The organism is Amycolatopsis kentuckyensis (assembly GCF_041679295.1).
Taxonomy (GTDB): domain Bacteria; phylum Actinomycetota; class Actinomycetes; order Mycobacteriales; family Pseudonocardiaceae; genus Amycolatopsis; species Amycolatopsis kentuckyensis_A.
Map to the genome: position 1 here is coordinate 331,451 of NZ_JBGDMD010000007.1, position 21,588 is coordinate 353,038.

A 21,588-nucleotide genomic window follows, 5' to 3' on the forward strand; every position below is an offset into this window, starting at 1 on the left:
ACGCGGCGAGGTTCAAAAGCGACCAGCCCGTTATCTGTTCGTTATCAAGCGGAACGCAACCGGACGCCATTCACCCAGGTCAAAGCGGTGCACAGGAAAAAAGAAGACGGTGAACCGCGGCGCGGACTCAGCCGTGGTTCAGACCAGAAGGGGAAAAAGGCGTCAGCGCTGCACGACGACGAGCACCGAGCCGTCGTCGCCGCGGACCTCGAAGCGGCTGATCTGCTCCACCGCGAGCGAAGTGGAACCCTGCAGCCGCAACGGGTCCGGTGAGCCGGGGATGCCGAACCCCTTGGGCGGCACCGACCAGCCGGACACGACGCGGTCGTCGCCGGTCGTCGAGATGGCGACCAGCTGGCACTTGAGCGGTCCGACGATCCCGCGCAGCTCGAGGTCGACGCGGCTGCCCCACTCCACCGGGGACACCGTGACGACGGCGCTCACGGCCGACCCGCCGCTGCCGCGGCCGTAGGTCTGCCCGCCACCGGGCTGGCTCGGCGCACCGGCGGACGGGGGTGGCACGGACGTCGCCAGGACGCTCGTCGCCGGCGGAGGCTGCTTGCTGGTGGGCGCGGCGAGGGAAGCGGGGGGAACGGCGTCGGCCGGCCGGACCGCGAGGGTCACCAGCGGGCCCGCGATCACCGCGGCGGCGGCCGCGGCGCCGGCGAGGATGCCGATCCGCTTGCGCCGGCGGCGCTTGACGGCGGCCTCTTCCATCAGGCCGCGCAGCACGCGGGGCCCGGGCGCGAGGGTGCGCGGGCCGGGCGCCGGCATCGGCGGCTCCGGCCAGCTGCGCTTGACCAGGTCGAGGACGTCCGGCAGCTGGTAGAGCTCGATCAGGTCGAGCTGGCAGTGCGGGCAGTTCATCAGGTGGGCTTCGAACTGGGTGCTCTCGGCCTCGCTGAGGACGCCGAGCACGTACGCGGCGACGTCGGTGTGTGCGGACCCGGCCACCCTCAGTTCACCCCCGCTCCCGCAGGGCCCGGCGCAGGGCGCGGACGGCGTGGTGGATGCGGGACTTGATGGTGCCCGGCGGCACGCCGAGGGTCGCCGCGACCTCGTTCACGGTGCGATCGCGCAGGTAGGTCTGCTGGATGGCTTCCCGCTGCTCGGGCGAAAGGCCCTGCAGCGCCTCGTAAACGATCATGGCGGCGAGCGTCCGGTCCGATTCGTCGGACACCGCGATCGCGTCGGATTCGATCTCCTCGAGCTCCTGGGGACGGACACTGCGGCTGCGCCAGCCGTCGATGACGGTGCGCCGGGCGACGGTGAACAACCACGCGCGCAGCATCTCCGGCTGGCGGTCGAGCTTGTCCGCGTTCCGCCACGCCTTGATCAGGGTCTCCTGCACGACGTCTTCGGCCCACTGCCGGTCGTGGCCGGTCAGCCGCAGCGCGAACGCCATGAGGGACCCGCCGAACTCCTGGTAAAGCGCCTTCGCCAAGTCATCGGAGGCGTCGCTGCGCTCGACGACGACTTCCTGATCTTGAACGGGTCTCAGCGCTCGGGTGTGCCGTCCCACGCGGGACATCCTGGTGGGCCGAAGGGGCTACGTCCAGTACCAAACGGACCCGAAACTTTTTTGAACCGTTTCCGGACCGTGTCCGTATCCCCTACCGAAGACCCCGACAAAGGCGTTGTCCCCCGCAACGCTCCGCATCCACTCCGGACCGAATGTCCACTGTGGATCCTTCGCGCGCATTTTCGCCTCACCCCAGGCTACTGCGCGTAGTCATGCCCTCGGAGGAGCAGTGATACGCATTCCCCGTACGGTGGTCCCCGCCACCGTGTGCCTCACCGCACTCGCCCTGCTCACCGCCTGTACCGCCGGCGCGGCCACCACCTCGGGCGGTTACGCCGCCGGTGGCGGCGCCGGGATGCAGATGCCCGGTATGCAGCAGCAGGCCCCGATCATCGCGATGCCGCAACCGATCACGGCCAACCCCAACGACCCGATGAAGAGCCAGCTCAGGGGCGCGAAGACGTTCGACCTCGGCCTGATGCTCGTCGACGGGACCGGGTACACGATCTACCGCTACGACCGCGACTCCACGAACCCGCCGCAGTCGAACTGCAACGACGCCTGCGCGACCAAGTGGATCCCGGTCAAGGCGGGCGGCCCGGCGCCGATCGACGTCGACCGGTCGCTGATCGGCCAGCTCACCCGCGACGACGGCACCCAGCAGGCCACCCTCGCGGGCTGGCCGCTGTACCACTTCACCGGCGACAGCGAGCCCGCCGACACGTCCGGCCAGGGCGCGGACCAGGCGTGGTACCCGATCGCGCCGGACGGCACCAAGATCACGCTGACCCAGGACCAGTGGAGGGAAAATGCTTTCGGCGTCTGAGCTCGTGGGACTGGAGTCCCCCGTCGAACGTTCCCGCCCGCTGGTCCGGATCCTGTTCGTGCTGGTCGCGGTGCTGACGCTGCTCGCGTCGGTGTCCCCGGCCTCGACCGCCCAGACCACCGCGGTCTCGCCCGAAGACGCCGTGCTGCTCACCAAGGTCCGCCAGGCGGGCCTGTGGGAGATGCCCTCGGGCATGATGGCGATGCAGAAGGGCAGCCCGAAGGTCCAGGCGGTCGGCTTCGCGATCATGATGGACCACGGCCGCCTCGACGTCGCCACGCGCGCGCTTTCGCAGAAGCTGAACTCGCCGGTGCCCGACCAGCCCTCGGCCGAGCAGATGGGCTGGCTCGCCGAAGAGATGGCGGCGCCTCCCGGGGCGTCGTTCGACAGCGTCTTCGCCAACCGCTTGCGCGCGGCGCACGGCCAGGTCTTCGCGATCCTCGCGCAGCTGCGCGCCGGCACCCGCAACGACGACGTGCGGGCGTTCGCGACCGTCGGCAACCAGGCCGTCATGCGGCACATGACGATGCTCGAGAGCACCGGCATGGTCGACTACACCGCGCTGCCGACACCGGCCGTCTCCACCACCGCCGCGCCCGTCGGGCAGCCGCTCGGCCTCGACACGTCCCAGATCGCCGTGGTGGGAGCGCTGTTCCTCCTGGTCGGCGGCGGCCTGTTCTACGTGCTGCGCCAGATCAAGGGCAACCGCGGCCGCGCCCGGGCGTCCCGCCGGCCGGCCACCGTCAGAACCGGGGGTAGCCATGGTTGAGACCTGGCACGACGCGACGCTCTTCCTCACCCAGCAGTTCCAGCCGAAGACGGACCCGGCGGCCCGCGGCCTCGCGGCCTTCGCCGCCCGGGCGTCCTACGCGGCGATGATGCTGACGCTCACCTGGGGCGTGCTCACCGCCACCGGCTGGGTGCGCTCGGTCACCGGCCGCAAGGCGCTGCGCAGCTCGCACATGGTGCTGGCCACCGGCACGCTGATCTTCGGCGGCATCCACGCGCTGGGCTTCTTCTACCTGACGATCCAGCCGTACAGCCTGCAGTACCTCTTCCTCCCCTTCCTGTCGGGCCAGGAGACCCGGCACAGCATCGGCATCGTCGGCTTCGAGGTCATGCTCGCCATCGCGCTGACCGCCGGCCTGCAGCGGTTCACCTCCTACCGCCGCTGGCTGTGGCTGCACCGCTGCGCGTACCCGGCGGTCGCGCTGACCGCGCTGCACGCGTGGTTCGGCTCGATCGCCAACGGCCACCTCGCGGTCGTCTGGCTGGGCGGCATCACGCTGCTCATCCCGGCGGTCACGGTGTCGCTGCTGCGCTTCATGCCCGCGCGGACCCTCGAACGCATCGGCCTCGTGGAAGAGCAGGTGGCCTGACATGCCCTTCCGCCTACCCGGAAACGGACCCCGGATCAGCGTCGACAACGACCGCTGCGAGCTCTACGGCATCTGCGCCATGGAGGCACCGGACGTGTTCGACCTCGGCCAGGACGGCCGGCTGCGCTTCCACACGCGGCTGCTCGACGAAACCACCATGGAACAGGCGAAGATGGCCGCCCGCTGCTGCCCGATGCAGGCGGTCGTGATGAGAGGGGACCTCGATGGCTGACGGCGACCGGATCGTCATCGTCGGCGCGGGCGTCGCCGGGCTGCGTGCCGCGGAACGCCTGCGCGAACAGAAGTTCGACGGCGAGATCGTCCTGATCGGCGACGAAGCCCGCCGGCCCTACCACCGGCCGATGGTCTCCAAGGCACTGGTGATGGGCACCGAACGGCCCAGCGACGTAGGCCTTTCGCACTACCTGCCGGACCTCGACGTGCACTGGCGCCTCGGCGCGCGCGTGACGCACCTCGACACCACCGAGCGGGTCGTGCACCTGCCCGGCGGCGAGTCCCTCTGGTACGACGGCCTGATCGCCGCGACCGGCGTCTACCCGCGGCACCTGCCCGGGTCCCCGCGGCACGACCCGCGGGTGCGGATCCTGCGCACGGTCGAGGATTCGATGGCCGTGCGGCGCTGCCTGCACGCCAGCAAGAAGCCGGCCGTCGTGATCGGCGCCGGCCTCATCGGCAACGAGTTCGCGGCGAGCATGCGGCACATCGGCCGGGACGTCACCCTGGTCGGGCACGCGAAAGCGCCGTTGCACCGCTTCGGCGACCGCGTCTCGAGCGGCATCGTCGAGGCGCACCACGAGCACCGCGCGAAGCTGGCGATGAAGAGCGAAGTGCGGCACTGGATCAGCACGAAGGACACCGTCGGGCTGCACCTGACGAACAACCAGCTGCTGGTCGCCAGCGTCGTCGTGCTCGCCATCGGCAGCGTCCCGTCGGTCGACTGGATGCGCGGCTCCGGCCTCGACATCAGCGACGGCGTGCTCTGCGACGCGAAGCTGTTCGCCGAGGGCGCCTCCGACGTCGTCATCGCCGGCGACATCGCGCGCTGGCCGAACCTGCGGTTCGACGAGACCCCGCGGCGGGTCGAGCACTGGATCAACGCCGTCGAATCGGCCCGGCACGCGGCGGACAACCTGCTGATGGGCCAGTCGAGCGCGAAGCCGTTCACCCCGCTCCCCCGCGCGTGGTCGACGCTGTACGACACGCGGCTGCAGATGTGCGGGATGCCGTCGCTGGCCGAGGACACCGTGACGCTGGCCGACGGCATCACCGGCTTCATCCGCGACGGGCAGCTCGTCGGCATCTCCGCGTGGGACAAGCCCCGGGCGATGCTGGACTGGATGGCCGAGCTCGACCGCCGGCTGCCCGCGCCCGACTACGTCCCGGAGCCGGAGCCCGCTCCCGCCCCGGAGGTCGCGGAGGTCCCCACGGTCGATCCGGCGATCGCCGCGCTGGCGGCCGACGTGCCGACGGAGTTCGACAGCGGCTTCGACCACCAGGCCTTCGAGCGCGAGTTCGAAAGCGAGTTCGCCAACGACATCCCCACGACGGCGTTCCCCGCGCTGGCGGCCCCGCCCACCACGGCGTTCGCCGCCCAGCCCGGAGCCGCGGCGCCGCCGACCATGGCCATCCCGATGGGGAGGTAGTGAAGCCGGGACGTGGCTGCGCGCGGCGGCCATCGTCCCTTCGCCGGTCACCACGCCCCCTCCGCGGCTGGGCGGTGTGGTGACCGGCCCCCACGTCACACGCGGGCTCCGGCATCCGGAGCCCCGGAAAGAAAGCGTCCCCCTGCCCGCCTCGCGTTTCGTGAACCGAGCGTCCGGCGGGCCAGGAGAGGGCCATCCCGAGGGAACCCGACGCCCCCGGGGTGGCCTTCTTCCGGCGCACCGGGCGGGGGCCCGGGGTCGAGCGCCGCGGTGGTCTCGCACCGCCACGGCGTGCACGTCCGTACCGGCCCTTCCCGGGGGAAGGGTATGCCGCCGGGAAGGCCGGTCCGGGCGCAAGTCGGGTTCGGGGTTGCACCGGCGAAGGCCGTCTCGAGGGAAACGGGAACCCTCGAGACGGCCTTCACCTCGTCCGCCACCAGGACTCCCCCACGACCAGCGCGCCGAGCACCAGGACCGTCACGCCGACCACGCGCAACCCGGTGTCCGCGCCGGCGACGAACGCGGTGACTTCGTCGGACCCGCGGCTCGTCGCGGACATGACCGTGCCGATGACGGCGACGCCGAGCGCGCTGCCGAACTCGCGGGTGGTGGCCTGCAACCCGGTGCCGACGCCCGCCTGCTCGGGCGGCAGCGAACCGGTGATGACGCCCGACAGCGTGGGCAGCGCCAGGGTCACGCCGATCCCGGTCACGACGAGCCACGCCGCGTAGGCCGCGTACGGCGTTTGAGCGTCGCTTGTGGACAGACCGAGCAGGCCGCCGCCGACGAACGCGAAGGCGAGCGCGACCGTGGCGTCCAAGCCGATGCGCCGGGTCAGCAGGCCGACGTGCCGGCCGCCGAGGATGATCGGCACGGTCAGCGGGACGATGCCGAGCCCGGTCGCCGGCACCCCGAACCCCTTGGCGTACTGCAGGAACGACGCGTTGACGTAGAACAGCGCGAACATGCCGAAGAAGACCGTCGTCAGGCCGAGGCAGGCGCTGCGCAGGCCCGGGATCCGGAACAGCCGCGGGTCCAGGAGCGGGTGCTCGGCTTTCAGTTCCCGCAGCGTCCAGGCCGTGAACAGCACCGCGGCGCCGGCGAACCCGGTCACGACGACCGCGCTCCCCCAGCCCGCCTCCGGGCCCTGGACGATGCCGACGAGCAAAGCGACCGACCCGCCGACGAGCAGCAGCGCGGACCCGGGGTCGAGCCGGCGGTCGTGGCGCGAGGACAGCGGCGCGATCCGCGCCACCAGCGCGGCTTCGGCGAGCGCGATCGGCACGGCGGCGGCGAACAGCCAGCGCCACGACCCGGCCGCGAGGACCAGGCCGCCGCCGACGTTGCCGAGGACGCCGCCGATCCCGGTCATCGACGCCCAGACGGCGATGGTCGAGGCCTTCTTCTCCGATGGGACGGCGTGGAGCAGGACGGCGAGCGAGTTCGGCAGCACCGCGGCGGCCCCGACGCCGGTGAGCGCGCGGCCGGCGAGCAGGAGGACGACGTCCGGGGCCAGTGCCGACAGCAGCGCGCCCGCGGCGAACAGCCCGAGCCCGGCCAGCAGGACGCCCTTGCGGCCGTACCGGTCGCCCGCGGCGCCGCCGGGGATCACCAGGCAGGCGAACACGAGGACGTAGGTGTCGACGATCCAGACCAGCGTCGACGCGGAGGGGTGCAGCTCGCTCGCGGCGAGCATCGGGACGGCGAGGTTGACGGCGGCGACCATGCCGACGACGAGCGCGACGCAGGCGCACATCAGCGTCAGCAGGCCGCCGGTTCGGTGCTTGAGGTGCATGCGGCCGACGGTATGAAGGGGCTCGGGTGTTGTGCCACGCAACTTTGGCAAGGTTGCCTTGCGTACGCTGCAACCATGGCGGACCAGCTGGACCTGAACCTGCTGCGGGTGTTCGACGCGCTGCTGCGGGAAGGGAGCGTGACGGCGGCGGCCGAGCGCCTCCACCTGTCGATCCCGGCGGCGAGCCGCGCACTGGGCCGGCTGCGGCGGGCGATGGGCGACCCGATCCTGGTGCGCGCGGGCCGCGGGATGGCGCCGACGCCGTTCGCGCTCCGGACGGCACCGCGGGTGCGCTCGCTGCTGGAGGAAGCGGCGTCGCTGGTCAACGTGGACTTCTCGGTCGCGGGCCTGGAGCGGACGTTCACGATCCGCATCAACGACGGCGTGGCGGCGACCCTGGCGACGGCGGCGGTCGAGGCCACGGCGGCGATCGCCCCGGGCGTCACGCTGCGCTTCGTCGCGGAGGGCACCGAGAGCACGGAGGCACTGCGCGACGGCTCGGTCGACCTCGACATCGGCGCGGGCGACGTCCCGGCACCGGACATCCGGACGGCGGTGCTGTACCGCGAACGGCTGGTCGGCATCGTGCGCGCGGACAGCCCGCTGGGCCGCCGCCCCACGCTGGCGCAGCTGTGCCGCCACCCGCACGTGTCGGCATCCCGCCGCGGCCGGGCGCGCGGGCCGCTGGACGAAGTCTTGGCGGCGGCGGGCCTGCGGCGTCACGTGGCGGCGGTGGTGCCGACATCCGCACTGGCGCTGCTGCTGGTGGCGTCGAGCGCGCACGTCGGGCTGGTCCCGGAGCGGCTGGCCGAGCAGCACGGCCCGGCGCTGGGCCTGCGCCGGTTCCCGATCCCGGCGGAGCTGCCGGAGGTGGAGGTGAGCTTGTTCTGGCACGCGCGCCTCGACGCGGACCCCGCGCAGCGCTGGCTGCGCGACACGATCCGCGCCGCGCTCGGCTGACCGACCGACCTCGCCCGATGTCTTGAATGAGTCATTCAGGACGCCGGCGGTCTTGAATGACTCATTCAAGACGTTTCGGGAGCGGCCGAAGCGTGCCGCGGGGGCCGTCCGGTGTGGCACGATCGTCGGCGTGAGCAGCACGTCCGCCTCCGAGCAGTACCTGCGCGACCTCGCGCTGCTGCGCCGCGTCAAGGACCGGATCGACCGGGAGTACGCGCAGCCGCTCGACGTGGAGGCGCTCGCCAAGGGCGTGAGCATGTCCGCCGGCCACCTCAGCCGCCAGTTCCGCAAAGCCTACGGAGAGTCACCGTATTCGTACCTCATGACGCGGCGGATCGAACGCGCGATGGCGCTGCTGCGCAAGGGCGAGCTGAGCGTCACCGAGGTCTGCTTCACCGTCGGCTTCTCGTCGCTGGGCACCTTCAGCACCCGGTTCGCCGAGCTGGTCGGCGTGCCGCCGAGCGTCTACCGCGAAGAGCAGGCCCAGGCCACCTTGGGCATGCCGCCGTGCGTGGCCAAACAGGTCACCAGACCGATCAGGAATCGAGAAGCGCGGCCCTCGGCCGCCACCTAGGGTGACGACCATGGACGTCACCATTCACTCGAGCTTCCTCCCGCACACCGACCCGGAAGCCTCCCTCGCCTTCTACCGCGACCTGCTCGGCTTCGAGGTCCGGATGAACGTCAAGTACGGCGACCTGGCCTGGATCACGGTGGGCCCGCCGAACCAGCCCGACACCGCGATCGTGCTGGCGCCGGCGACCGCGACGCCCGGCCTCACCGACGACGAGCGCCGCACCATCAACGAGATGATGGCCAAGGGCACCTACGCCGGCATCAACCTCGCCACCAAGGACCTCGACGCCCTCTTCGCGAAGCTCGAAGCGGGCAACGCCGAGGTCGTCCAGGAGCCGGTCGAGCAGCCCTACGGCGTCCGCGACTGCTCCTTCCGCGACCCCGCCGGGAACCTCCTGCGCATCCAGGAGCTCCGCTGACCGAGGTCGCGGCCCGGTCCTACCGCGAGGTCCTGCGCGACCGGCGCGTGGCCGGGCTGCTGCTGGGGGACCTGCTGGCCAACGTCGGCACCGGGATGATCATCGTCGCGATGCCCGTGCAGACGCTGTCGCTGCACGGGAGCGTCCCGAAGGCGATCGCGATCGGGCTGGTCGAGGCCGCGCCGTTCGTGCTGTCGACCGTCCTCGCGCTGGCCATCGGGCTGGGCCGGGTGCGCGTCCCGCCGCGCACCCTCCTGGTCGCCGACTGCGTGCTGCGGTCGGCCACCTTCGCCGCGCTCGGCGTCCTGGCCGTGACCGGGCGGCTCACGCTGCCCGTCCTGATCGCCGGGCTGCTCTTCGGCGCGACGGGCAAGCTGGCCGGGTCGAGCGGCCGCCGGCTCCTGGCGACGTCGGCGGCGGGCGAGGCCGGGCGGTTCTCGGTCAACGGCCTGCTCGGCCTGAACACGACGTTCGCGCTCTACATCGCCGGGCCGGTGCTGGGCGGGCTGGTCGTGGCGACGGCGGGCGCGGGCTACGCGCTCTTCTTCGACGCGGCCGGCGCGCTGGTGCTGCTGGCGGCCACGCTCCTTTTCGTTCCCCGCGCGGCCGAGGACCGGGACGCCCTGCGCGAGCCGAAGACGTCCGGCTGGCGGATCCTGCGGCGCCGCCCGGTCGCCGCGCGGCTGCTGGTCGTCGAGTTCTTCTTCAACTTCCTGTACATGCCCATCGAAGTGGCGCTCCCGCTGTACGTGAGCGGGACGCTGCACGCCGGCGCGTCCGGCCTGGGGCTGCTGTGGGGCGCGCTCGGGGTCGGCGCGTTCCTCGGCGCCGCGCTGGTCGGCCGGCTGCGGAACCTGCCGCAGCGGCCGCTGCTGGTCGCGATCATCGGGCTGTGGGCGCTGTGCCCGATCGCGCTCGCGTTCGCCGGGAACCTGACGCTCGCGCTGGTCGTCTTCGGCCTGGGCGGCCTGGTGTACGCGCCGTTCACGCCGGTCGCCTACAGCTTCCTGCAGTCGGGGCTCGCGCCGGGCGAACAACACCAGGTCGTCACGCTGTGGACGACCGGCGCCACCGTGGCCGCACCGCTGGGCCTGGCCCTCGGCGGCCCGCTGATCGAGCTGGCCGGCAGCACCGGCGGGCTCGTGCTGTCCGGGGTGCTGACCCTGCTGCTGCTCCCGATCGCGGCCCGCGCCGTGCTCACCCGAGAAAGGGAACCGATATGTGTCTCGGCCTGACCGCCGCCGCCCGTGAGCACTTCCGCGAACTGGCGCTGCTGCGCCGCGTCCGCGACCGCATCGGCCGCGAAGGGACCGTCGACCTCGACGCGCTCGCCCGCGACGCCGGCATGACGACCGAACACCTGCTCCGCCGGTTCGAGCTCGCCTACGGGCAACAACCGCACGCTTACCAGCGGACCGCCCGCACCCCCACCTCCGACCGAGTCCTGGAGACCCGATGACCAAGCACGTCGCCGACAGCCACGACCTGATCCGCGTCCACGGCGCGCGCGTGAACAACCTCAAGGACGTGCACGTCGAGCTGCCGAAGAGACGGCTGACGGTGTTCACCGGGGTTTCCGGCTCCGGCAAGAGCTCGCTGGTGTTCAGCACGATCGCCGCGGAGTCGCAGCGGCTGATCAACGAGACCTACAGCACCTTCGTGCAGGGGTTCATGCCGACGCTGGCCCGCCCCGACGTCGACGTGCTCGACGGGATCACCACCGCGATCATCGTCGACCAGGAGCGGATGGGCGCCAACCCGCATTCCACGGTGGGTACGGCCACCGACGCCAACGCGATGCTGCGCATCCTCTTCAGCCGGCTCGGGCAGCCGCACATCGGTTCGCCGCAGGCGTTCTCGTTCAACGTCGCCTCGATCAGCGGCGCCGGCGCGGTCACCATCGAGAAGGCCGGGCGGCAGATCAAGGAGCGACGCAGCTTCAGCATCACCGGCGGCATGTGCCCGCGCTGCGAGGGCCGCGGCAAGGTCAACGACATCGACCTGACCGCGCTGTTCGACGAGGACAAGTCGCTCAACGAAGGTGCGATCACGATCCCGGGCTACAGCATGGAGGGCTGGTACGGCCGCATCTTCCGCGGCTCCGGCTTCTTCGACCCGGACAAGCCGATCAAGAAGTACACCAAGAAGCAGTTCAACGACCTCGTCTACAAGGAACCGACCAAGATCAAGGTCGAGGGCATCAACCTGACGTACTCGGGGCTGGTGCCGGCGATCCAGAAGTCCTTCCTGGCCAAGGACGTCGACGCGATGCAGCCGCACATCCGCGCGTTCGTCGAGCGGGCCGTCACGTTCACGACGTGCCCGGACTGCGACGGCACGCGGCTGTCCGAAGAGGCCCGGTCGTCGAAGATCGACGGGATCAGCATCGCCGACGCGTGCGCGATGCAGATCAGCGACCTCGCCGCGTGGGTGGGGAAGCTGGCCGAGCCGTCGGTCGCGCCGCTGCTGGACGCGTTGCGGCGCACGCTCGACTCGTTCGTCGAGATCGGCCTCGGCTACCTCTCGCTCGACCGTCCATCCGGGACGCTTTCGGGCGGGGAAGCCCAGCGCACCAAGATGATCCGGCACCTGGGGTCGTCGCTCACCGACGTCACCTACGTCTTCGACGAGCCGACGATCGGCCTCCACCCGCACGACATCCGGCGCATGAACGACCTGCTGCTGCAGCTGCGGGACAAGGGCAACACGGTGCTGGTCGTCGAGCACAAGCCGGAGGCGATCGCGATCGCCGACCACGTCGTCGACCTCGGCCCGCACGCCGGTTCGGCCGGCGGCGAGGTCGTGTTCGAGGGCACGGTGGCCGGTCTGCGCAAGAGCAGGACGCTGACCGGGCGGCACCTGGACGACCGGGCGGCGCTGAAGTCGTCGGTGCGCTCGCCGTCGGGTTTCCTGGAGGTGCGCGGGGCTTCGACGCACAACCTGAAGGACGTCGACGTCGACGTCCCGCTCGGTGTGCTGGTGGTCGTGACCGGGGTGGCGGGCTCGGGCAAGAGCTCGCTGATCCACGGCTCGGTGTCCGGCGGCGAGGGTGTCGTGACGGTCGACCAGACCGGGATCCGCGGCTCGCGCCGCAGCAACCCGGCGACGTACACGGGCTTGCTGGAGCCGATCCGCAAGGCGTTCGCCAAGGCCAACGGCGTCAAGCCGGCGCTGTTCAGCGCGAACTCCGAGGGCGCGTGCCCGAACTGCAACGGCGCGGGCGTCGTCTACACCGACCTGGGGATCATGGCCGGCACCGCGACACCGTGCGAGGTGTGCGAGGGCAAGCGGTTCAACGCCGACGTGCTGGAGTACACCTTCGGCGGCCGGGACATCAGCGAGGTGCTCGGGATGTCGGTGGCTTCGGCGAAGGACTTCTTCTCGTCCGGCGACGCCGCATTGCCGGCGGCGCACAAGATCCTGACGCACCTGTCCGACGTCGGCCTGGGGTACCTGACGCTCGGCCAGCCGCTCACGACGTTGTCGGGCGGCGAGCGCCAGCGGATCAAGCTGGCGACGCACATGGCGGAGAAGGGCGGGGTGTACGTCCTCGACGAGCCGACGGCGGGCCTGCACCTGGCCGACGTCGAGCAGCTGCTGGGCCTGCTGGACCGGCTGGTGGAGTCGGGCAAGTCGGTGATCGTCATCGAGCACCACCAGGCGGTGATGGCCCACGCGGACTGGATCATCGACCTCGGCCCCGGAGCCGGCCACGACGGTGGCCGGGTGGTGTTCGAGGGGACGCCGGCGGAGCTGGTGAAGGCGCGGAAGAAGACGCTGACCGGCGAGCACCTCGCGGAGTACGTCGCGTGACCCCTCGTGAGTGGGAAACAGTGTTCCAACCCTGTTTCCCACTCACGACCGGCCGGGCGTATACCAGAAGGCGGGGTAGGGCGGGCCCCCGGAATGTGCCGGGGGCGCTCCGGGTTCCGGGCGGGGCCCCCTACCGCGAACACTCGGGTGCGTGACCACGACAGAGATCAGCACCGGCAGCGACTTCGCCCGGCTGAGCCACCGCATCTCCGCCGCCGGCCTGATGGTGCGGCGGCCCGGCTACTACACCGCCCGGTTCGCCGTCGTCGGCGGGTTGTTCGCGGCCGGCTGGGTCGCCTTCGCGCTGCTCGGGAACTCGTGGTGGCAGCTGGCCGTCGCCGCGTTCCAGGCCGTCATGTTCGCGCAGATCGCCCTGCTCTCGCACGACCTCGCGCACAAGCAGGTCTTCCGCCGCCGGCGGCCCACCGAGATCGCCGGGATGCTCGCCGGCAACCTCGGCATCGGGATGAGCTACGGCTGGTGGATGGACAAGCACACCCGCCACCACGCCAACCCCAACCACGAGGAGCTCGACCCGGACGTCGATCCCGACATCCTCGTGTGGTCGAAGGACCAGGCCCGCAACGCGAGCGGAGTCGCCCGGTTCATCGGGCGGTACCAGGCCTTCCTGTTCTTCCCGCTGCTGACGCTCGAAGGGCTCAACCTGCACGTGTCGGGGATCCGCGCGGTGCGCAAGCCGGGCCTGCGCCGCCGCGGTGTCGAAGCCGCGCTGCTCGCCACGCACTTCGTCGGCTACCTCACGGCGTTGTTCACGGTCCTCTCCCCCGGCATGGCGCTGCTGTTCTTCGCCGTCCACCAAGGACTCTGGGGTGTCTACATGGGATCGATCTTCGCGCCCAACCACAAGGGCATGCCGACGCTGACCGGGCGCCCCGAGCTCGACTTCCTCCGCAAGCAGGTCCTCACGTCCCGCAACGTCCGCGGCGGCGTCGTCACCGACGTGGCCCTCGGCGGCCTCAACTACCAGATCGAGCACCACCTCTTCCCGAGCATGCCGTCGCGGCACCTGCGGCTGGCGCAGCCGATCGTCCAGGGCTACTGCGCCGAGCTGGGCATCCCCTACCTGCAGACGAGCCTCGTCGAGTCCTACCGGCAGGCCCTCACCCACCTGCATGAAGCTGGGGCGCCTCTCAGGAACCGTTCGTAGACTCGGGGCATGAGGAAGACGATCGCGGCGCTTCGGGACCTGCCGGCGGCGTTCGGCGCGAAGGCCACCGGCGCGCGGGCCGAGCGGGTCCGCTCGTCGCCGCAGTTCGACGGCAAGGTGTTCCGCAACGCGGCGCCGCGGCTCCCGATGACCGCGGCGTCGATGCGGACGATCTTCCGCGAGATGTTCTTCGGGGAGCACCGCGAGCTGCGCAAACCCGCCGGGGCGGTGCCGCTGGTCGCGTCGGCGCCGGTCGAGGCGGCCGACGGCCTGCACCTGACCTGGTACGGCCACGCGTCGGCGCTGATCGAGCTGGACGGCGCCCGCGTGCTCCTCGACCCGGTGTGGAGCGACCGCGTGTCCCCCGCGGCGTTCGCCGGCCCGCGGCGGTTGCACGAGCCGCCGGTGGCGCTGTCGGACGTCGGCCGGGTCGACGCGGTGGTGATCTCGCACGACCACTACGACCACCTGGACCTGGCGACGGTCCGCTCGCTGGTGGCGTCGTCCCCGGCCCCGTTCCTCGTGCCGCTCGGCGTGGGGGCGCACCTGGAACGCTGGCACGTCCCGGCCGACCGGATCATCGAGCTGGACTGGCACGAAGAGGCGACGGTGGCGGGTGTCCGGTTCGTCGCGACCCCGGCCCAGCACTTCTCCGGCCGCGGCATCACGAACGACGACACGCTGTGGACGTCGTGGGCGCTGCTGGGCCCGGAGCACCGCGTGTTCTACAGCGGCGACACGGGCTACTTCGACGGGTTCGCCGCGATCGGCGAAGCGCACGGCCCGTTCGACGCGGCGCTGATCCAGATCGGCGCGTACGCCCCGCAGTGGCCGGACATCCACATGACGCCGGAGGAAGGCGTCGCGGCGGGCATCGACGTCCGGGCGAAACTGCTGGTCCCGGTGCACTGGGCGACGTTCCAGCTGGCGATGCACCCGTGGGGCGAGCCCGCGGACCGGGTGTGGCGCGAGGCGAAGGCGGCGGACCTGCCGCTGGCGATCCCCCGCCCGGGCGAGCGCATCGACGTGACGGCGCCCCCGGCGGTCGACGGCTGGTGGCAGGCGCTGTGAAGCTGAAGCTCGACCTCCACGACATCTACAACCGCGGCGGCGAGATCGACCGGGCGTTGCGCGGGATCATCGACGAGGCCGTCGCCAAGAAGGCACCGCTGGTCGAGATCATCCCTGGTAAGGGATCGGGTCAGCTGAAGAAGCACGTGCTGCGGTTCCTCGAGCGCAAGGACGTCAAGGCGCTCTACCACCGCGTCGAGAAGGACAAGGACAACTTCGGCAGGGTGTTCGTGCACTTCCGCTGGAAGTGACGTCAGCCGGCCTCGGGCTGCTCGGCAAGGCACTTGTCGATCGGTGTCGCGTTGGACCACAGATGGTCGTAGTAATGGTCGAAACAGTCACGTACGACTTCACGACTGCAGATCCCGATGCCGACGATCCGATCCGGTCCACTGGCATACGAGATGAAGACCTGCTCGTCGTCGAAGATCCCGACGCTGATCGCTCCCACATCGAGAGCGGCGTCATTCAGCACGCTGACGTTGTAGTGCCTCTTACTTGCCTGCGCTCGAACGACGTCGGCGAGCTCTTGCCGCAGGTGATCGATCATCGACGGGTTGTCCGAGTTGAGCAGCACCCGCCGGAAAACGTGCTCCGGTGAGCTGGCAGCCCACTTTCGGCACGCCTTGAAGTGCCGCTGCGCGGCGGCGTCGAGGGCGGTTGGGCTGGTCGGCCGGAAGTAGGTGACGTAGATCCGCCGCCGCGCGCTTTCGGTGGCTTTGCGGGTGGCCTCGTAGAAGCTGGTGCGATCGAAGTAAACCTTCACCCTCGCAGAGGACCGCTCGGGCAACCGCCGTTCGATTCGGGCGAGAATCGTCAACACGAACAAGAGAGCTGTGAGGATCAGCGGGCGCTCGAGCCGTTCCATCAGTCCCAGCTCACGGTTTATGAAGACCGCGACCACGTAAAACGCGACCAGTCCGCTGAGCGCCAGCTGCAGGAAGAGCAGAAATCCACGCCTGGCTCGGTACTCGATTTCGGTGGCCAGCCTCGACACTACGGCGCCCTCCAAGACGAACCGACAGAGCCACGGTAGACAATGTCGCACGCCGCCTTCGGAGCGTTACGAGAGTTCGACGCTCAGCACGTCGGGAAGCCCTCGTCAGAACCGGCTGTCGTGGCGGGCCTGGGCCCAGGCGCGGTCCCACGCCGATGCGTGGACGCGGCTCACCGTGAACCGGCCGATTCCGTACAAACCCGCCAGCGAACCCGTGATCGCCACCCACAGCAGGATCGCCGCGAAGATGCCGTCGGCCACCGATGTCGACGGTGACAGCGGCTCGTTCGTCAGCTCGCCGCGCTGGTCCAGCCACACCGGCACGTGCGTGCCCGCCGGGCTGCCCGCGTCGGCCAGGACGTCGCCCGTGTGGCGGGCTCCGCGCGCGTCGAACCACGCCGCCTGGACCGTCGTCTGGTCGGCCGGCGCGCCCGCGCCGTCGGTGCTGTACGGCTGGTTGGGCGCCGCGGCCAGGGACACCGCCGTCGCCGGGTGGCGGGTCGTGCGTTCCTGCTCGGCACGGGCGGTCTGCGCGGCGTAGGTCTCGGAGCCGAACGCCGCCGCGAACGGCAGCGCCAGCAGCGCGCCGGCGAAGACCAGCACCAGCAGGGCGGCTTCGACGCGGTCGCCGAACCTGGTCAGCGGGTTGCGGCCGGGGTGCAACCGGCGCCGGAACCGGGCGATCCGTCCGCTGGGCCCACGCATGCGCGACACACTCCTCCCAGGAAAAGCATCAACTGGGTACCAGTGTGCCCGCGAAGGCTCGGCTTACTCTCGTGAATGGGATGCGGCCCACCTGTGAACCCCTGCACAACCACCCGGTCGCGTTAACTCGCCGCGATCGCCGACCACAGCGCGTGAGCGATCTCGGGCCCGCAGACATCGGTGTGGCTGCGGACGAACCGGTCCGCCCGCAGGTTGTGCGGCACCCCCGGCTTCCAGTGGTAGGTCCCGCCCACCGGCACCAGCTCTCCGGCGTCGGCGATCCCCTGCGCGCCGGTGCGCCCGAGTGCGCCGAAGTGGCCGGGCGCGGCTTCGACGATCCGGGACGCGATCGCGAACGGAACGCCGGCGACGTCGTCGTGCGCGGAGTGCGTGACGATGATCGGCCCGGTCACGATCCCGTCGGCCACGATCCGGCGGAACGTGCCGGTGAAGGCGTGGTGCGAGAGGGTCGCCTGCAGCAGGGTCAGTGTCCCCACGGACGCGGCCGCGTTGGCCGCCGCCGTCACCAACCGGCCGCCGAAGCCGTGGCCGACGAGGTGGACCTTCGGCCCGGCGAGGCCGGCCAGCAGCGGCCCGAGGCCGCGGACGCCCACCGCACCCGCGCGCGCCTTCAGCTCGTAGTACGCGAGGAAGTCCAGCAAGCTCGTCGCGCCGAGGCGGTCCATCACCGTGCCGCCAGGGAGGGTGAACAGCTGCGTCGACGCGTCTTCGTGGTCGTCCGCGCCGCGGGCGGCGGCCGACAGCAGCGCCGCGGCGAACGCCGTGCGCGCGGTCGCGCGGGCGGTCAGCGCCGGGACGAGGTCGGCCGCGGCGTCGATCGTGAGCCGCTGCTCGGGGACCAGGTCCCGCAGCAGGTCCAGCCGCTCCGCCACCCCGCCCTCGGCGAGCTTGCGCGACGGCCACAGCACGCAGGCGAACGCGATCCGCCGGCCCGGCAGCCCACCCGAAACCGCGCGCAGCGACCCCGCCAGCGCCGAACAGAGCAGCCGCGCGACGAGGTGGTCGTCGTTCCAGCCGTGGGTCAGGACGACGAGGTCGGTGACCGCCGGGTCGGCCGCGAGCGCCCGCACGGCCGCGCCGCGGTCGCCGGCGAGCTCGCCGGTCCGGTCGAACTCCACCTCGGCGGCCGGGAAACCGGACAGCTGCACGGCGGTCCTCCTCGGGCGACGACTCCCGGGAAGTCGCCCGCGTCCCCGCGGCTGTTACGTCAGAGCCAGTCGTCCGGACGCGGCCACGGCATCAACGCCGACAGCGCGTCCTTCGCCGGCTCGGTGACCGCGTACCGGCCGCGGTGGAACAGCAGCGGCCGGGCGTCCGACGGCGCGCCCAGCGCGGTCACCCGGCCGATCACCACGTAGTGGTCGCCGGCTTCGTGGACGGCTTCCAGCTCGCAGTCGATCCACGTCAACGCGCCGTCGAGCAGCGGTGCTCCGGACGGCGCCGGCGTCCAGCCGACCCGGGCGAACTTGTCTTCGCCACGGGCGCCGAACACCGCGCTGACCTCCTGCTGGTCCTCGGCCAGCACGTTGACCGCGAACCGCCCCGCCGCGGCCAGCACCGGCCACGTCCGCGACGTGCGGGCCGGGCAGAACAGCACCAGCGGCGGGTCGAGCGACAACGCCGCGAACGACTGGCACGCGAACCCGGCGAGCGTGTCGCCGTCGCGGCCGGTGACCACCGTGACGCCGGTGCAGAAGTGCCCGAGCACGCTCCGGAAACCGGCCTGGTCGACCGCCACCGCCGTCATGCGCCCGGGGGCCGCGCGCCGACCGAGAAGTCGTGCCCCCACAGGGAAACCGCGGTGCTCTCGCGCGCGATCCAGTTGTCGTCGTCGACCTGCCGGCCCTCGCAGCCGAACTCGACGTCGAAACCGCCGGGGGTCTTCATGTAGAACGACAGCATCAGGTCGTTGACGTGCCGGCCGAGCGTCGCCGACATCGGCACCTTGCGCCGGATCGCGCGGTCGAGGCACAGGCCGACGTCGTCGGTGTTCTCCACTTCGACCATCAGGTGCACGATCCCGGACGGCGTCGGCATCGGCAGGAACGCCAGGCTGTGGTGACGCGGGTTGCAGCCGAAGAACCGCAGCCACGCGGGCGCGCCGTCGGCGGGCCGGCCGACCATCTGCGGCGGCAGGCGCATCGAGTCGCGCAACCGGAAGCCGAGGACATCCCGGTAGAACCGCAACGACGCCTCGTCGTCCTTTGTGGACAAGACGACGTGGCCGAGGCCCTGCTCGCCGGTGACGAACTTGTGGCCGTACGGGCTCACCACCCGCCGGTGCTGCAGCGCGACGCCGTGGAACACCTCCTGGGTGTTGCCGGACGGGTCGTCGAAGCTGATCAGCTCGTCGACGCGGCGGTCGGCGAGCTCTTCCGGCGTGCCTTCCTTGTACGGCACCGAAGCACTGTCCAACCGCGACCGGATCTCGGCGAGCTCGCCGGCGTTGGCCGCCTCCCAGCCGGTGACGGCCAGCCGGTCGGCCGGCCCGGGTGAGATGACCAGCCGCGCCGGGAAGTCGTCCATGCGCAGGTAAAGCGCGTCCGGGTCGGTGCCACTGCCTTCGACCATGCCGAGCACCTTGAGGCCGTACTCGCGCCAGGCCGCCATGTCGGTGGCTTCGACGCGGAGGTAGCCCAGTGACCGGATGCCCATCAGGAACTCCCGAGGAAGTCGAGGGCCAGCCGGTTGAACTCGTCGAACTTCTCCAGCTGGGCCCAGTGCCCGCAGCCGCCGAACACGTGCAGCTGCGCGCGCGGAATCGTCTTCAAGGCCACCAAAGCGCCGTCCAGCGGGTTGACGCGGTCTTCGCGGCCCCAGATCAAGAGTACGCGCTGGCGGAGGCGGTGGGCTTCGCGCCAGAGCATGCCTTCTTCGTAGGTTTCGGGGTGGGCGAACGATTTCCCCATCGCCCGCATCGCGGCCAGGGACTCCGGGGTGTTCGCCGCGGCGAAGCGTTCGTCGATCAGCTCGTCGGTGATCAGCGCCTGGTCGTGGACCATGATGCGCAGGAACGCTTCCATCCGCTCGCGGCTCGGTTTCGCGCCGAACTTGCCGAGGTTCTTGACGCCCTCGGTGGGGTCGGGCGCGAAGAGGTTGACGCTCAGCCCGCCGGGCCCCATCAGCACCAGCCGGCCGGCGCGCTTCCCGTGGTTCAGCGCGAACCGCACCGCGGCTCCGCCCCCGAGGGAGTTGCCGACGAAGTGCGCGCGTTCAATGCCGAGGGCGTCCATCAAGCCGGCGACCGCGTCCGCGCTGTACCGGAAGTACTGCGGGTGCTCGGTCGGCTTGTCGGACCGCCCGAACCCGGGCTGGTCGACGGCGATCGTCCGGTAGTGCTTGGCGAACTCCGGCAGGTTGCGCCCGAAGTTGCTCCACGCCGACGCGCCGGGCCCGCCGCCGTGCAGCAGGATCACCGTCTCGGCGTGCTCGGCGCCGGCTTCGTGGTAGTGCAGGTTCAGCGAACCCGCCTGGACGTACTTGCCTTCGGGTGCGGCCATCAGTACATCGCGTTCTCGACGGGGAGCCCGAAGACGCCGGTGCCGAACATGACGTACGCGCGCTCGGCGTCGTTGGCCGCGTGGACCCGGCCGGCGTGCGCGTCGCGCCAGAAGCGCTGGATCGGCGTGCCGCGCTGGATCGCGCGGCCGCCGGAGTTCTCGAAGAGCCGGTCGATGGCGGCGATCGCGCGTTCGGTGCCGCGCACCTGGTCGCGCCGGACGCGCAACCTGAGGTCCGAAGGCAGCCGCTCTTCGCGCTTGGCCAGCTCGTAGAGGTCTTCGATGTTGCGGGTCAGCTGCAGCCAGGCCGCGTCGATCTCGCTCGCCGCCTCGGCGATCCGGACCTTGGCGAACGGGTCCTCTTTGGACTGTTCACCGGCGTACGCGGCCCGCACGCGCTTGCGCTGGTGCTCGACGTGCGCGTCGTAGGCGCCTTGGGCCATGCCGATGATCGGCGCGGTGATCGTGGACGGGTGCACCGAGCCGTAGGGCAGCCGGTACAGCGGGCCGGGGTTGATCGCCTGGCCAGGCACCTTGCACTTCGACGTCGCGATGAAGCTCAGCGCGCGGTGCTGCGGGACGAAGACGTCCTCGACGACGATGTCGTTCGAACCGGTGCCGCGCAGGCCGACGGTGTCCCAGACGTCCACGATGGTGTAGTGGGCGATGGGCAGCAGGTACGTGCAGAAGTCGACCGGCTTGCCGTCCTTGAACGCGGGTCCCCCGAGCAGCACCCACGTGCAGTGGCCGGAGCCGGAGGAGAAGCTCCAGCGGCCGGACAGCCGGTAGCCGCCGTCGACGACCTCAGCCTTGCCCATCGGCGCGTACGACGAGGAGATCCGCACGTCCTCGTCCTCGCCCCAGACCTCCTGCTGCGCCTGCGCGTCGAACAGCGCCACGTGCCACGGGTGGACGCCGAGGATGGAGGCGACCCAGCCGGTGGACCCGCAGGCGCTCGCGATCAGCTTGACCGCGGTGTAGAAGCTCACCGGGTCGGATTCGAGGCCGCCGAACGGTTTCGGCTGCAGCATCTTGAAGAACCCGGTCTCCTGCAGGGCCTTGACGGACTCCTCGGGCACGTTCCGCGCGTCCTCGGTGTCCTGGGCCCGTTCCCGCAGGACCGGCAGGAGGTCCCGGACCCCGGCGATCACCTGCTCGCTCATGCGCAGTTC

At 71.2% G+C, this 21,588-nt stretch carries 24 protein-coding genes; 14 read left to right on the plus strand and 10 right to left on the minus strand.

What is annotated here, in order from left to right:
• Positions 1-162 precede the first annotated feature (162 nt).
• Positions 163-954 (minus strand): zf-HC2 domain-containing protein, encoded by a 792-nt coding sequence (locus tag ACERZO_RS30390; RefSeq protein WP_372668314.1) that lies wholly within the window; start codon positions 952-954, stop codon positions 163-165.
• A 7-nt stretch (positions 955-961) separates the two neighbouring features.
• Positions 962-1,522: a sigma-70 family RNA polymerase sigma factor gene (locus tag ACERZO_RS30395; protein ID WP_364446058.1), complete on the minus strand. Its 561-nt coding sequence runs from the start codon at positions 1,520-1,522 to the stop codon at positions 962-964.
• Between the two features lie 265 nt (positions 1,523-1,787).
• On the opposite strand from ACERZO_RS30395, the gene ACERZO_RS30400 reads away from it, so the two are divergent.
• The 5 genes from ACERZO_RS30400 to ACERZO_RS30420 are packed head-to-tail and all read left to right on the plus strand — an operon-like array spanning position 1,788 to position 5,391.
• Positions 1,788-2,348 (plus strand): hypothetical protein, encoded by a 561-nt coding sequence (locus ACERZO_RS30400; protein ID WP_372668316.1) that lies wholly within the window; start codon positions 1,788-1,790, stop codon positions 2,346-2,348.
• Positions 2,332-3,117: a DUF4142 domain-containing protein gene (locus tag ACERZO_RS30405; protein ID WP_372668318.1), complete on the plus strand. Its 786-nt coding sequence runs from the start codon at positions 2,332-2,334 to the stop codon at positions 3,115-3,117. Before ACERZO_RS30400 ends, ACERZO_RS30405 begins: the two co-directional genes overlap by 17 nt.
• Positions 3,110-3,727 carry a ferric reductase-like transmembrane domain-containing protein gene (locus ACERZO_RS30410; RefSeq protein ID WP_372668320.1) on the plus strand — a complete coding sequence of 206 codons (618 nt, stop codon included), beginning with the start codon at positions 3,110-3,112 and terminating at the stop codon, positions 3,725-3,727. Before ACERZO_RS30405 ends, ACERZO_RS30410 begins: the two co-directional genes overlap by 8 nt.
• A 1-nt stretch (position 3,728) precedes the next feature.
• On the plus strand, positions 3,729-3,959 hold the full coding sequence (locus ACERZO_RS30415; RefSeq protein WP_310974825.1) for a ferredoxin: 231 nt from the start codon (positions 3,729-3,731) through the stop codon (positions 3,957-3,959).
• The gene (locus ACERZO_RS30420) at positions 3,952-5,391 is read left to right on the plus strand and encodes an NAD(P)/FAD-dependent oxidoreductase (protein ID WP_372668322.1); all 1,440 of its coding nucleotides are present in this window, start codon (positions 3,952-3,954) and stop codon (positions 5,389-5,391) included. Before ACERZO_RS30415 ends, ACERZO_RS30420 begins: the two co-directional genes overlap by 8 nt.
• A 421-nt stretch (positions 5,392-5,812) precedes the next feature.
• Here the strand turns inward: ACERZO_RS30420 and ACERZO_RS30425 are convergent, their stop codons facing one another.
• Positions 5,813-7,147 (minus strand): MFS transporter, encoded by a 1,335-nt coding sequence (locus ACERZO_RS30425; RefSeq protein WP_372668977.1) that lies wholly within the window; start codon positions 7,145-7,147, stop codon positions 5,813-5,815.
• A 114-nt stretch (positions 7,148-7,261) separates the two neighbouring features.
• On the opposite strand from ACERZO_RS30425, the gene ACERZO_RS30430 reads away from it, so the two are divergent.
• From ACERZO_RS30430 to ACERZO_RS30470, 9 genes are all read left to right on the plus strand, one after another.
• Positions 7,262-8,146, plus strand: a complete 885-nt coding sequence (locus ACERZO_RS30430; protein WP_372668323.1) for a LysR family transcriptional regulator — start codon at positions 7,262-7,264, stop codon at positions 8,144-8,146.
• Between the two features lie 130 nt (positions 8,147-8,276).
• Entirely contained in the window at positions 8,277-8,720 is a 444-nt protein-coding gene (locus ACERZO_RS30435) for a helix-turn-helix transcriptional regulator (RefSeq protein WP_372668325.1), read from the plus strand.
• A gap of 10 nt (positions 8,721-8,730) precedes the next feature.
• Positions 8,731-9,141: a VOC family protein gene (locus tag ACERZO_RS30440; RefSeq protein ID WP_372668327.1), complete on the plus strand. Its 411-nt coding sequence runs from the start codon at positions 8,731-8,733 to the stop codon at positions 9,139-9,141.
• A gap of 47 nt (positions 9,142-9,188) precedes the next feature.
• A complete protein-coding gene (locus ACERZO_RS30445; protein ID WP_372668328.1) occupies positions 9,189-10,376 on the plus strand; it encodes an MFS transporter in 1,188 nt (395 codons plus the stop codon).
• A complete protein-coding gene (locus ACERZO_RS30450) occupies positions 10,361-10,600 on the plus strand; it encodes an AraC family transcriptional regulator (protein ID WP_372668330.1) in 240 nt (79 codons plus the stop codon). The genes ACERZO_RS30445 and ACERZO_RS30450 overlap by 16 nt, the downstream gene beginning before the upstream one ends.
• On the plus strand, positions 10,597-12,954 hold the full coding sequence (locus tag ACERZO_RS30455; protein WP_372668332.1) for an ATP-binding cassette domain-containing protein: 2,358 nt from the start codon (positions 10,597-10,599) through the stop codon (positions 12,952-12,954). The genes ACERZO_RS30450 and ACERZO_RS30455 overlap by 4 nt, the downstream gene beginning before the upstream one ends.
• A 151-nt stretch (positions 12,955-13,105) precedes the next feature.
• On the plus strand, positions 13,106-14,122 hold the full coding sequence (locus tag ACERZO_RS30460) for a fatty acid desaturase family protein (protein ID WP_372668333.1): 1,017 nt from the start codon (positions 13,106-13,108) through the stop codon (positions 14,120-14,122).
• Between the two features lie 9 nt (positions 14,123-14,131).
• The gene (locus tag ACERZO_RS30465) at positions 14,132-15,193 is read left to right on the plus strand and encodes an MBL fold metallo-hydrolase (protein WP_372668335.1); all 1,062 of its coding nucleotides are present in this window, start codon (positions 14,132-14,134) and stop codon (positions 15,191-15,193) included.
• Complete coding sequence (locus ACERZO_RS30470) at positions 15,190-15,444, plus strand: Smr/MutS family protein (protein WP_372668337.1); 255 nt, start codon at positions 15,190-15,192, stop codon at positions 15,442-15,444. The genes ACERZO_RS30465 and ACERZO_RS30470 overlap by 4 nt, the downstream gene beginning before the upstream one ends.
• Positions 15,445-15,446: 2 nt before the next feature.
• Here ACERZO_RS30470 and ACERZO_RS30475 read toward each other — a convergent pair whose 3' ends face one another.
• The 7 genes from ACERZO_RS30475 to hsaA form a co-directional block, all read right to left on the minus strand.
• Positions 15,447-16,190 carry a hypothetical protein gene (locus ACERZO_RS30475; protein WP_372668339.1) on the minus strand — a complete coding sequence of 248 codons (744 nt, stop codon included), beginning with the start codon at positions 16,188-16,190 and terminating at the stop codon, positions 15,447-15,449.
• Between the two features lie 105 nt (positions 16,191-16,295).
• Positions 16,296-16,895, minus strand: a complete 600-nt coding sequence (locus ACERZO_RS30480; RefSeq protein ID WP_372668341.1) for an Rv1733c family protein — start codon at positions 16,893-16,895, stop codon at positions 16,296-16,298.
• A 122-nt stretch (positions 16,896-17,017) separates the two neighbouring features.
• Positions 17,018-18,064 (minus strand): hypothetical protein, encoded by a 1,047-nt coding sequence (locus tag ACERZO_RS30485; protein WP_372668343.1) that lies wholly within the window; start codon positions 18,062-18,064, stop codon positions 17,018-17,020.
• Between the two features lie 59 nt (positions 18,065-18,123).
• On the minus strand, positions 18,124-18,663 hold the full coding sequence (hsaB, locus tag ACERZO_RS30490) for a 3-hydroxy-9,10-secoandrosta-1,3,5(10)-triene-9,17-dione monooxygenase reductase subunit (protein ID WP_372668345.1): 540 nt from the start codon (positions 18,661-18,663) through the stop codon (positions 18,124-18,126).
• A complete protein-coding gene (gene hsaC, locus ACERZO_RS30495; RefSeq protein WP_372668347.1) occupies positions 18,660-19,571 on the minus strand; it encodes an iron-dependent extradiol dioxygenase HsaC in 912 nt (303 codons plus the stop codon). Before hsaC ends, hsaB begins: the two co-directional genes overlap by 4 nt.
• Positions 19,571-20,416, minus strand: coding sequence for a 4,5:9,10-diseco-3-hydroxy-5,9,17-trioxoandrosta-1(10),2-diene-4-oate hydrolase (gene hsaD, locus ACERZO_RS30500; protein WP_372668348.1), 846 nt, complete (start codon positions 20,414-20,416; stop codon positions 19,571-19,573). Before hsaD ends, hsaC begins: the two co-directional genes overlap by 1 nt.
• Entirely contained in the window at positions 20,416-21,579 is a 1,164-nt protein-coding gene (gene hsaA / locus ACERZO_RS30505; protein WP_372668350.1) for a 3-hydroxy-9,10-secoandrosta-1,3,5(10)-triene-9,17-dione monooxygenase oxygenase subunit, read from the minus strand. Before hsaA ends, hsaD begins: the two co-directional genes overlap by 1 nt.
• Between the last annotated feature and the right edge of the window lie 9 nt (positions 21,580-21,588).